The sequence below is a fragment of the Embleya australiensis genome, from assembly GCF_051903075.1.
GTDB lineage: Bacteria > Actinomycetota > Actinomycetes > Streptomycetales > Streptomycetaceae > Embleya.
In genome coordinates this window covers 720,836-734,219 of the sequence record NZ_CP182423.1, presented here as the reverse complement: position 1 = coordinate 734,219, position 13,384 = coordinate 720,836, and the positions used below count along the sequence as shown (strand labels likewise).

Genomic DNA, 13,384 nt, shown 5'->3' with positions numbered 1-13,384 from the left:
CGCCCGCCGGAGATTATGCGGACGGATCGCATCCGCTTTTCCGGGCCCGTCCTGTAGACAGGACAAAAGATTCCACGGTGAAAGCCGTGCCTGCGACGCATGCCGAGTTGCGTCGAATTCGCTTTCTCGCATCATGTTCCCAGGGGATCGGCCGGTCGGTGGAGCCGAGTTCCGGAACGGAGGATTCCGAATTCGGGGAATCATTCCGACGCGTCTTTACGAGGGAGCCGAATCCGGTGCGTTCCATTGGCGTTTCACAAGCGCAGGAGAGCCTGTGGCTGGCTCAGAAGATCACGCCGGATGTGCCGAACATCCCCGCGTGCCGATGGCTTGTCGCAGGCGATGTCGACGTGGAGCTGCTGCACGCCGCGCTGCGCGTCGTCTTCCACGAGTACAGCGCCGCACGAGTGAACTTCCGGCAGTTCGGAGACGAGCTGCGGCAGGTGCTCCGCGAGGGCGACACGGACACCTGGACGCCCTCCTTCCACGACGCGAGCGCTGCCGCGGACCCCGAATCGGCGGCCCACGCATGGGCCGAGGCCATCGAGCGCGAGCCGTTCGATCTGGAACACGACCTCCTGTTCCGGGCCGGGGTCGCCCGCGTGTCGGACTCGCGTCACCTGGTGTTCCTCGCCGCCCATCACACCGTCGCCGACGGTTACACGTTGACCCGGCTCCTGCCGCTCCGCATCGCGGAGTGCTACCGGGCCCTGAAGCACGACACGCCGATCCCGGAGCGCTCCCACGGCGGACCGGAGCTGATCCGCCTGGAAGACCTCCGCTACCGGAACTCTCCGCAGTTCGCCAAGGACGCCGAATTCTGGCGAACGCGTCTGGACGAGGCACCCGAACCGCTACGGCTGCCGGGACAACGCAGCGCCGGCCGCCCCACCGTGCTGCACCACACACTGGCGGTGCCGACACGGGACACGGACGTGTGGTTCGAGGCCGCCGCCTCCATCGACGTGCGGATGCCCGCCTTCCTGACCGCCGCCGCCGCCGTCTTCTTCCGGCACGTGGGCGGGCGCCGGGACTTCACCTTCTCGACGATGGCCCTCGGCCGCACGAAGGCCGCGAGGGACTTCTACGGCTCGCAGTCGACCACTCTGCCCTTCCGCGTGCACGCCCCGTTGGCCACGCGGTTCCGAGACTTCGCGCACACGGTGTCCCGCGAGCTGTGGCAGATCGGGCGGCACTCCGCCCACCAGGTCTCCGACATCCGTTCAGGGGCCGGGAGAGCCGACGTGGGGTCGGTAGCCAGTCCCTTCGGAGTCACCCTCAGCATCCTCCCCTTCGTCGCACCGGAGGTCGACTACGCGGGTGCGACCGCGTACGCGCAATCCGGTTTCTCCTGGGGCGCCTTCGACGACCTGCACCTCGCCATCTACTACGACGGCCAGGCCAGGAGCGGCCTGCACATCCGGGTGGACGCCAACAGCACGTTGTACAGCGCGGAGGACGTGCGTCGTTTCGCCGACACCCTGGTCGCCTGCATCAGCGGCACGGCACGGGACCCGCACGCCCCGATCGGCTCGTTGGACCTGCTGGGGCCGGGTGCGCGCCAACAGGTGCCGGGCATCGCCGACGACACGGCGGCCGAGCTGCCCGAGGTGAGCGTTCCGGAACTGCTGGCACGGGCGGCGGCGGATCCGGACGCGGTCGCGGTGGTCTTCGAGGATCGCCGAGTGAGCTACGCCGAGTTGGAGGTGCGGTCGGACCGGCTCGCCCGGGAGCTGACCGTCCGGGGCATCGGCCCGGAGACCCTGGTGGGGCTGGCACTGCCACGCTCGATCGAGCTGATCGTGGGCATGCTGGCCGTGCTCAAGTCGGGTGCCGCCTACCTGCCGATCGACCCCAGGTACCCCGGCGCGCGGTCGGACCTGGTCCTGGCCGACGCGCGGCCCGCACTCGTGCTCACCGACACGGACACCGCTCCTGCGCTCCCGCGGACCGGGACCCCGCTTCTGCTGTTCGGTGACGTCGACTTCACGAGCGCGGCCCCGGAGCCGGAGCAGGCCCCGGCTCCGGTACGGCCCGCGAACGCCGCGTACGTGATGTACACGTCCGGCTCCACCGGCACGCCCAAGGGCGTGACGCTCACCCACCGCGACATCGTCAACGGCGTGCTGCGCCTGAAGGACGAGATCGGTATCGACGCGGGCACCCGTATGCTCGCGGGAACCTCCATCGGCTTCGACGTCTCCGTTTTCGAGGTGATCACCACCCTGGCCGCCGGTGGCACGGTCGAGGTCGTCCCGGACGTGCCGACGATCGCCGAGCGCGGTGGCTGGCGGGGTGGGGTGATCAGCACGGTTCCGTCCGTCATGGCCGCGCTGTTGGACCGGTGCGGCGACGGTTTGCAGGCCGATGCCGTCGTTCTGGCGGGCGAGGCGCTGCCGGCCGCGCTCGTACGGCGGGTACGCGAGGCGATTCCCGGCGTGCGTGTGGTCAACGCGTACGGCCAGACCGAGTCCTTCTACGCCACCACCCACACCGTCGGCGAGGACCGGCCCGAAGCGGTGACCGCGCCGATCGGTGTGCCGCTGGGCAACATGCGCGCCTATGTACTCGGCCCCGGTCTGGCGCCCGTACCGCCGGGCCTTCCGGGCGAGTTGTACGTGGCGGGCAACGTCGCGCGCGGTTACCGCGACCGTCCCGGCCCGACCGCCGAGCGCTTCGTCCCCGATCCCTATGGGCCGCCCGGTGGGCGCATGTACCGTACCGGCGACCTTGCCCGCCGGAACGCCGATGGGCACCTGGAATACCTCGGCCGCACCGACGCCCAGGTCAAGATCCGCGGCATCCGGGTCGAGCCCGGCGAGGTCGAGGCCGCCCTGACCGCACACCCGGGCGTCGCACAGGCCGTGGTCGTCGTCGGTGCCAACCGCACCGGCGAGCGGCAGTTGGTGGGCTACGCGGTGCCCGTCGGCGTCGGCGTCGGCTCGTCCGGCCTCGGCGCCGTGGCCGGCCTCGGTGAGCTGGACCTGGACCTGGTCGGGACCGTGTCGCCGCGAGAGTTGCGCCGATTCGTGGCCGCCAGACTGCCCGAGTTCATGGTTCCGTCGGTGTTCGTGCTGATCGACCGGGTCCCGCTGACCCCGAACGGCAAGCTGGACCACAGGGCCCTGCCCGAGCCGGAGGTCACCGTCGGCGCCTACCGCGCCCCGGGTACTCCCGTCGAGAAGGTGCTCGCCGGGGTGTATGCGGAGGTGCTCGGCCTGGAACGGGTCGGCGTCGAGGACGACTTCTTCGCCGTCGGCGGCGACAGCATCCGCTCGATCCAGGTCGTCTCGCGAGCCAAGGCACAGGGCGTCGAGGTCACACCCAGGCAGCTCTTCGAATGCCGCACCGTGGCCGAACTCGCCGAGGTGGCCGGCGACGTGCGGCACACGCCGGTGCTCGCCGAGTCGGCGGGTGGAGGTGTCGGCTTCGCGCCGCTTCTCCCGGCGGCTCACCACGTGCTGCAAGCGGGCGGCGGCCACGGCCGGTTCGCCATGACGACGACCGTCGATCTGCCCGTCGGAATCGACGAGGCCGCTCTGGTCGCGACGCTGGCCGCGGTCGTCGACCGCCACGACGTCCTGCGCTCGACCCTGGTGAACGGCGAAGCGGCGCCGGGGCTCGACGTGGCCCCGTCCGGCGCCGTCGATGTGGCGGGGCTCATCCGCCGCGTCCCCGTCGACGGCGCTTGGGGCGACGACTGGCCCGACCGGGCGCGCACGGAACTGGACGACGCGGCCGATCGGTTGGCCCCGGCGGCCGGGGTGATGGCCAGGTTCGTGTGGTTCGACGCCGGCCCGTCGATCGCCGGCCGGTTGAGCATCGTCCTGCATCACCTCGTCGTCGACGACGTCTCCTGGCACATCCTGCTCACGGACCTGGCCGCCGCCTGGCAGCAGGTCCGCGACGGCCGTACGCCGCGCCTCGCCGAGGTCGCCACTTCGGTACGCCGCTGGGCGCACGCCCTCACCGAGGAGGCGTCTTCGCCCCGGCGCACCGACGAACTCGCCCTGTGGCGACGCGTCGTCACGGGACCCGACCCCGACCTGGGCCCGCGCCCCTTCGACCCGGCCCTCGACGTGACGTCCACCGTCCGCCACATACACCTGGAACTGCCCGCACCCCGCACGCGGGCGCTGCTCACCACCCTGCCCACCGCGTTCCGCAGCGGTGTCGACGTCGGCCTGCTCACCGCGCTCGCGCTGGCGCTGGCTCGGTGGCGGGAGCGGCGGGGCATCGCCGAGACCTCGCTCCTGCTGCGGGTCGAGGGGCACGGCCGGGAGGAGTCGACCGTGCCGGGCGCCGACCTGTCCCGCACCGTGGGCCGGCTCACCAGCGTGTATCCCGTCCGCCTCGACGTGCACGGGATCGACCTGGAGGAAGCGCTCGCGGGCGGGCCGGCCGCCGGAGCCGCCGTCAAGGCCGTCAAGGAACAACTCGCGGGCATCCCGGACAACGGCATCGGATACGGCCTGCTGCGCCACCTCAACCCCGAGACCGGCGAAACCCTGCGCGGGCACCCCACCGGGCAGATCGCCTTCACCTACGTGAACTCGCCCGCCGTGGCCGGGAACACGTCCGACGGCCTCGGCTTCACGCCGAGCGCGGGCACCACGGACCTCGTCCCCGGGCCCGGCCCGGACATGCCCGCGCGCGCCTCGTTGCACATCACCGCGTACGTCGACGAATCACCCGAGGGTCCCTGCCTCAAGGCCGGGATCGACTACCCCGAGACCCTGCTGTCCCACCGTGACGTACAGGACGTGACGGATCTGTGGCGCACGGCGCTGGAGGCACTCGCCGACCACGCCGGCCGCCCCGACGCGGGCGGGTCGACCCCGTCCGACACCCCCCTCGTGGACATCGACCAGGCCGAACTGGACGCCTGGCAGGCGCGATACGGAAGGCTGATCGACGTCTGGCCGTTGACCCCGATGCAGTCCGGTCTGCTGTTCCACACCATGCTCACCGGCAGCGCGTCCGTCGACGCGTACCACATGCAGCTCACCTTCCACCTCTCCGGCGAGGTGGACCCGGAGCGCATGCGCGCGGCCGGGCAGGCCCTGCTCGACCGGCATCCCAACCTCGGCGCGGCGTACGCCGCGAACAGGTCGGGGGAGTGGCGCCAAGTGGTGCCGCGACGGGTGGAACTGCCCTGGCAGCACCTGGACTTGAGCACACTGGACGCGCCGCGTCGGGACGAGGAGCTGAAGCGGTTCCTGACCGCCGACCACGGCGCGTACTTCGATCCGGCGACGCCACCGCTGCTGCGGCTCTCCCTGGTCAAGTTGGCGGCGGACCGCTGGGAACTGGTCCTGACGGCCCATCACATACTGTTCGACGGCTGGTCCGTGCCGCTCCTGATGAAGGAACTGCCGCGGCTGTACGCGGCAGCGGGCGACGGCACGGCGCTGCCCCGGGTGCGCGGCTACCGCGACTTCCTGTCCTGGCTCGCGCGGCAGGATCGGCGGGCGGCGGCCGACGCCTGGGCCGCGGAACTGGCCGGGATCGAGGAACCGACCCTGCTGGTCCCCGACGCGCCCGCGGACGGGCACAGTGCGGGGATCGGGCTGATCGAGGTACCTCTGTCGCCGCAGGCGGCGCGTGACCTCGCCCGGACGGCGGCCGAACTGGGGGTCACGGCCGGCACGCTGCTGCATGGCGCCTGGGCGGTACTCCTGGCCGGGCTGACCGGGCGTCAGGACGTGGTCTTCGGTACCACCGTCTCCGGAAGGCCGCCCGAGCTTCCCGAAATCGACTCGATGGTGGGCCTGTTCATCAACACGCTGCCGGTGCGCGTCGACTGCGCCCCCGGCCGCACGCCGCGCGACATCCTGACCGGACTGCATCGCCGACAGGGCGCCCTGCTGGACCACCAGCACCACGGGCTCCTCGACATCCAGCAGGACCTCGGCCTGAGCACCCTGTTCGACACGATGGTCGTCCTGGAGTCGTTCCCCGTGGACAGCGCGGCCATCAGCGAGGCGACATCGGCCGCCGGGATGCGGATCACCGGCCTGAGCCCGCTCAGCGGTGTCCACTATCCGATGGCGGTCGTCGCCCTCGCCGAGCCGCACCTGCAGGTGGCCGTCCAATACCAGCACCACCTCGTCGACCGTGAGCGCGCGGCCGACATCGTCGCCGCGTACGCGAGGATCCTGCACCGTCTCACCGAAGACCTCGACACGCCGGTCGGCGCGATCGACATCGTCACCGACGCCGTCCGCGACCGGCTCCTGACCGACCGGAACGACACCGCGACGGCACTGCCGGAGACCTCCCTCGACGAACTGTTCACCGAGCGGGCTGCCGAGGCCCCGGACGCGGTCGCCGTCGTCGACGGCGAACGGCAGCTCACCTACGCGGAGTTGGAGACCCGCGCCAACCGGCTCGCCCGGGTCGTCGCCGCACGAGGCGTGGGCCGAGACACGCCGGTCGGGCTGGCGCTGCGGCGTTCGGCCGACCTGATCGTCGCCACGCTCGCGATTCTGAAAGCCGGGGGCGCCTATGTGCCCCTCGACCCGGACTACCCGGCCGAACGGCTCACGTTCATGCTGCGCGACGCCGCCCCCGCCCTCGTCCTCACCGACACCCTGCTCGCCCCGGAACTCCCGTCGGACATCTGCCCGTTCCTGGTCATCGACGAGCCCGCCGTCGAGCAGGAGATCGCGCGCTCCGCCGATCGTGCCCCGCAGCGGCGGCACCACCCCGACCAACTGGCGTACGTGATGTACACATCCGGCTCCACCGGCACCCCGAAAGGCGTCGCCGTCACGCACCGCGCCGTGGCGAGCCTCGCCTTGGACCGCCGCTTCGCGAACGGCGCGCACGAACGGATCCTCATGCACTGCGCGCAGGCCTTCGACGCCTCCACCTACGAGCTGTGGACCCCGCTGCTGCGCGGCGGCACCCTCGTCCTCGCCCCGCCGGGCCCCCTGGACACCACCACACTCGCCGCTCTCGTCGCCGCTCGGGGAGTCACGCTCGCGTGCTTCACCGCCGGGTTGTTCAAGGTGGTGGCCGAAAGCGAGCCGGAGAGCTTCGCGGGCCTGCGCGAGATCCTGGTCGGCGGCGACGTGGTGTCCCCGACCGCCGTGGCCCGGGTCGCCGCGGCCTGCCCCGGCATCCGGATCTTCAACGCGTACGGACCCACCGAGACCACCAGCTTCTCCATCTACCACCCCATCCCCGCCGGCGAAGACGTGCCCGACCGGCTGCCCATCGGTCGGCCGCGAAGCAACACCCGCGCCTACGTCCTGGACACGGCCCTGCGGCCCGTCCCGCACTCGGTCCCCGGCGAGCTGTATCTCGCGGGCGCCGGCCTGGCCCGCGGCTACCTCGGGCGCGCCGCCCGATCCGCCCGGTCCTTCGTGGCCTGCCCGTTCGGGGCCCCGGGGGAGCGCATGTACCGGACCGGCGACATCGTCGTGCGTACCCCCGACGGGCGGCTCGACTTCCGTGGCCGCGCCGACTCCCAGGTCAAGATCAACGGCTTCCGCGTCGAACCGGGGGAGGTCGAGGCCGCGTTGAGCACCCACCCCGGCGTCGCGCAGTCCGCCGTGACGATCGTCGCGGACCGCACCGGCGAGCGTCGCCTGGTCGGGTACGTGGTGCCCGGCGCCGACCTTCCCCCCGCCATCGACCGGGCACAGCGGATCCACGACTGGGAGCAGATCTACGACCGGGTCTACGCGAAGGCGCGTGCCCCGTGGGGGGAGGATTTCTCCGGCTGGGAGTCCAGCTACACGGGCCGGCCGATCCCCCCGTCCGACATGCGGGAGTGGCGGGCCGCGACGGTGGACCGCATTCTTGCGGGTGAGCCGCGCCGGATACTCGAACTCGGAGTGGGTTCCGGCCTGTTGATGTCGTCGATCGTCGGACGGGTTGACGAGTACTGGGGCACCGACCTGTCCGCCGAGGCCATCGAACGGCTCGCCGGCGAGGTCGAGCAGGCCGGGTACGCCGATCGGTGCACGCTGCGCCACCAGGCGGCCGACGACATGACGGGCCTGCCGCACGGCCGCTTCGACGTCGTCGTGCTCAACTCCGTCGCGCAGTACTTCCCCGACGCCGACTACCTGGACCGGGTGCTCGCCCAGGCCCTGCCGCTGCTCGCGCCCGGCGGACGGCTCTTCGTCGGCGACGTGCGCGACGCGGCCACGCTGTGGCTGTTCCGCGCCGGAACGCAGCGCGCCCGGTGCCCGGACGACTCCCCGGCGGCGGCCCGCACCGCGATCCGGCGCGCGGTCCTGCTGGAACCGGAGCTGGCCCTGGACCCCGAGTGGTTCACCCGCTGGGCCCGGCGGCACGGCGTCGCGAGCGTGGACGTCGCGCTCAAGCCCGGCCGGGTCCACAACGAACTCACCCGACACCGCTACGATGTCGTCCTGCGCCAGGACCCGCCCGTCGACGCCCTCGCCCTCGACGACGCTCCGCGCGTGCCGTGGGGCCCGGGGGCAGTGGACCTGAACGACCTGGAGCGGCTGTGGCGCACACGCGACGGCGAGGGTGCGCTGGTCGTCACGGGCATCCCCAACGCCCGGCTCGACGGTGAGGCGGCACTGGCGGCGGAGCTGGGCTTGACCGGTCCCACGGCCGGGAGCCCGGTCGGCCCCGCCGCCTGGCACCCGGTCGGCGGAGCCCTGGATCCGCACGACGTGCTCGCCTGGGCGGCCGAGCGCACCCTGACCGCCCGGCTCACCGGGTCGGCGACCGGCGCCGAACGTTTCGACGCCGTGCTCCTCTCGCATGGCCACGGGCCCATCACCCTGTGCCCCGCGTCCACCGCCCGCCCCGATCGGGAACTGGCCACCGACCCGTCCGCCGCGTCCCGCATCGGCGTGCTCGTCGGCTCGCTCCGCGGCCGGCTCGGCGAGCGACTGCCCGCCCACCTGGTTCCCGCCGCCGTCATCGCCGTCGCCGCACTGCCCCTGACACCCCACGGAAAGTTGGACCGGCGAGCCCTGCCCGTCCCCGACTTCGCGCCGACAGCCACCGGGCGGGCCCCGCGCACCCCGCTGGAGGAGTTGTTGTGCGGGCTGTTCGCCGAGGTGCTCGGCCTGGACCGGGTCGGCATCGACGACGACTTCTTCGACCTGGGCGGCCACTCCCTGCTGGCGACACGCCTGGCCGCCAGGGTCCGCTCCGTGCTCGGCATCGAGTTGTCGCTGCGCGTGCTGTTCGCGGCCCCCAAGGTCGTCGAACTCGTGGAACACCTGCCGCACGACGCCCGCACCCGCGCCCCGCTGCGGCATGGCGCACCGCGCGGCAAGACGGTTCCGCTCTCCTTCGCGCAGCGCCGCCTGTGGTTCCTGGACAAGTTCGAGGGCGGATCGAGCACCTACCGCACGCCGTTCCCGCTGCGTCTGACCGGCCGGCTCGATGCGGCCGCGCTCGCCGAGGCACTGCGCGACGTGGTGCGGCGCCACGAGAGCCTGCGCACCCTGTTCCCCGAGGACGCCGCGGGCGAGCCGCACCAGTACGTCCTGGACGCCGGGGAGGCGACCATCGACCTGCCCGTCATCGACGTCGCGCCTCAGGACCTGGACGAGGTGTCGGCCTCGGTGGCGGCTCGCCCCGTCGACCTGGCCACGCGGATTCCGATGCACGCCACGCTCGTGCGCCTCGCCGCCGAGGAACACGTCCTCCTGCTGATGATTCATCACATCGCCGCCGACGGAGAGTCCCTCGCGCCGTTGGCCCGGGACCTGTCCGCCGCCTACACCGCCCGCCTGCGCGGCGAGGCGTCGCGCCGACGCGAACTGCCCGTACAGTACATCGACTACACGCTGTGGCAGCGCGAACTGCTCGGCTCCCCCGACGATCCCGACAGCCTCCTCTCCACGCAGATCGACTACTGGAAGGCGGAACTCGCGGGCCTGCCGCAGCCCCTACAGCTGCCCACCGACCGCCCGCGCCCGCTCGTCGCGAGCCACCGGGGCGACGTCGTGGAGTTCGCCATCGACCCGCGCACGGCCGCCGCCGTCGAGGAACTGGCCCGCAGCCGCGGTGCCACCGCGTCCATGGTGGTCCAGTCCGCGCTCGCCGTCCTGCTGCACGCGCTGGGCTCCGGTGACGACATCGCCATCGGTTCCCCCATCGCCAACCGCACCGACGACAATCTCGCCGACCTGATCGGCTTCTTCGTCAACACCTGGGTCCTGCGCGCCCGGTTGGTGGGCAACCCCGCCTTCCTGGACCTGCTCGATCAGGTGCGCGGCAAGTCGCTGGACGCCTACGACCATCAGGACCTGCCCTTCGAACGACTGGTGGACGTCCTCAACCCCGAGCGCTCGACGTCCTATTCGCCGCTGGTGCAAGTGATGCTCGCCTGGCAGAACTTCACTCGGGAGAACCTCACGCTGCCCGGACTGCGGGTGGGCCTGGAGCCGCTGCGCAGCCGCGTCGCCAAGTTCGACCTGTGCTTCAACCTGTTCGCCGACGCGGCCGGCCAGGGCATCGTCGGCCACCTCGAATACGCCACGGACCTGTTCGACCGGGACACCGCCGAACGCCTCGCCGAGCGTTTCGTGCGGGTCGTGGAACAACTCGTGGCCGATCCCGCGCAGCGCATCGGCGCGGTGGACGTACTGGAACCACGGGAGCGACTGCGCCTGAGCGCCTGGTCGCGGGCGGGCGGCCCCGGTGACCCCGTGCCCGACCTGACCCTCGCGCAGGCTTTCGAGGCGACGGCGGCGGCGCACCCGCGGCGGCCCGCGGTCACCGGGGGAGCACGAACGCTCGACTACGCGGAGCTGAACACCGCCGCGAACCGCCTGGCCCGCCTGCTGCGCGGGCGCGGCGCGGGGCCCGGCCGCCTGGTGGCCGTGGCGCTGCCCCGCTCGGCCGAACTGATCGTCGCGCTGGTCGCGGTCCTGAAGACCGGCGCCGCGTACCTGCCGATCGACCCGGGCCACCCCGTCGACCGCAGCGTGTACACGCTCACCGACGCAAGCCCCGAACTCGTGGTCACCGACGCCTCGTTCGCCGAACGATTGCCTTCCGGGCCGCCCTGCGTGGTCATCGGCGGCCCCGGTCCCGACGCGGCGCTCGCCGCGTTTCCGGGCCACGACCTCGGCGCGGACGAGCGCGGCACCCACCGCCCCGACGACGCGGCCTACGTCATCTACACCTCGGGCTCCACGGGCCGCCCCAAGGGCGTCCTGGTCACCCACCGCAACGTACTCGCCCTGATGACCCGCACCCGGGACCTGTTCGACTTCGGCGCGGACGACGTGTGGACGATGTTCCACTCGCCCGCCTTCGACTTCTCGGTGTGGGAACTGTGGGGGCCACTGCTCCACGGCGGGCGCCTCGTGACGGTCCCGGACGACATCGTCCGGTCGCCGGACGACTTCCTCGCGCTGCTCGTGCGCGAGGGGGTGACGGTGCTCAATCAGACGCCGTCTGCGTTCCATCAGCTCATCCGCGCGGACCGGGAGAATACCGAGCCCGGTCGCCGATCGGCCCTGCGCACGGTGGTGTTCGGCGGCGAGGCGTTGGATCCGGCGCGTCTGGTCGAATGGTACGAGCGGCACCCCGCCGACGCCCAACGGTTGGTGAACATGTACGGCATCACGGAGACCACCGTGCACGTCACCCACGGCCCGCTCGACCCCGCGCTCGCGCACGGCGGCGCCGGCAGCACGATCGGCACCGGCCTGCCCGGACTGGACGTGCGCCTCCTCGACGGGGCACTGCGTACCGTACCCGCGGGGGTCGTGGGGGAGCTGTACATCGGCGGGGACCAGCTCTCCCGCGGCTATGTGAACCGTCCGGGGCTGACGGCGGCGCGGTTCGTCGCCGACCCGTACGGGCCGCGCGGCAGCCGCCTCTACCGCTCCGGCGACCTGGCCCGCTGGACGCGGTCGGGGCAGCTGGAGTACGTCGGGCGCTCCGACGACCAGATCAAGCTGCGCGGGTTCCGGATCGAACCCGGCGAGGTCGAGGCGGCGCTCCTCGCGCGTGCCGACGTGGCCGACGCACGGGTCGCGGTGCGCGTCGACGCGGCGGGGGACAAGGCGCTGATCGCGTACGTGGTTCGGGCCGGCTCCCATGTCCTGCCCGAACCGGCCGTGCTGCGTGCCGAGTTGCGCAGGGTGCTGCCCGACCACATGGTTCCCGCCGGCTTCGTGTCGCTGGATGCCATCCCGCTGACCGGCAACGGCAAACTCGACCACGCGGCCCTGCCCGCGCCCACGCGCACCGTGGCGGTCCCCGCCGCCGGGCCCACCGGGGCGCTCGAACTGCACGTCGTCCGGGCGTGGAGCCGCGTCCTGGACCTCGACCAGGACGGGGTGGGCATCGACGACGACTTCTTCGACGCCGGGGGAGACTCGTTCAAGGCGGTCGCCCTGGCCCGTGCGATCGGCCGGGGGCTGCCCGTGGTCGAGGTCTTCAAGAACCCCACCCCCCGTCGGCTGGCCGCATGCCTGGTCTCGACGGCGGACGCATCCGGGCTGTTGCACCGCCTGACCCCCGAGCCCGAGGACGGGACGGTCCCCGAGCACACTGTCGTCTGCGTCCCGTACGGCGGCGGCAACGCCACCGCCTATCGGACCCTCGCCCGGGAGCTTCCCGAAAGCGCCGATCTGTGGGCCGTCGAGCTGCCCGGACACGACCCGGTGCGCCCCGACGAGCCGCTGCGGCCCTGGGCCGAGACCGCCGAGCTGCTGGCGAAGGAGATCGCGCGGACGGTGCGCGGCCCCTACACGCTCTACGGGCACTGCGCGGGCACGCTCCTCGCGGTCCGCGTGGCCCGCCATCTGGAGGACCTCGGCGCCGCGCCCTCGGCGATCGTCCTGGGAGCCGCGATCCCACCGGGCGACGACCTGCCGGCGGACGCGGCGGATCCGGCAGACGTGGCGGACGAGCAGCTCTACGCCACACTGCACGCGTTGGGCGGCTTCTCCGGAGCGCTGGACGACACGGATCGCCACCGTGTCCTGACCGTCGTACGCCACGACATGGCCGAGGCCATGCGGCTCCACCGCGAGGGCGCCACCGACCGGGAGCGGCTGCGTACCCCGGTCCGGGCCGTGATGGGCACCGACGACCCGCTCACCGACGGCTACGCGACGCGTTACCGCGCCTGGGAGCGCTACGCCCACGACGTGACCCTGCACGTGATCGACGGCGCGGGCCACTACTTCCTCAAGGACCGCGCGAAGGAGGTGGCCCGCGTGGTCACCGGCGAGTGAGCAGCCCCGGGCGGCGACCCCCCCGAACGGTTGGCGTGTTCCGTCCGCCGGGCGGCGCATCGGGTCCAAGGATGCCCGGTCCGTGCGGAGTTAGGTTCGTTCCGCAGCCGGGGAACGTGATCTCGATCCCCGTCGACGTCCTGTCCGAGCGGCGAACGCGGAACACACCGGCACGCCCGGAGGGC

1 protein-coding gene is annotated in these 13,384 nt (G+C 72.4%); it reads left to right on the top strand.

Annotation, left to right across the window (positions count from 1 at the left end):
- Positions 1 to 236 precede the first annotated feature (236 nt).
- Positions 237 to 13,199 carry an amino acid adenylation domain-containing protein gene (locus ACMXN5_RS33360; RefSeq protein ID WP_439678627.1) on the top strand — a complete coding sequence of 4,321 codons (12,963 nt, stop codon included), beginning with the start codon at positions 237 to 239 and terminating at the stop codon, positions 13,197 to 13,199.
- The last annotated feature ends 185 nt before the right edge of the window (positions 13,200 to 13,384 follow it).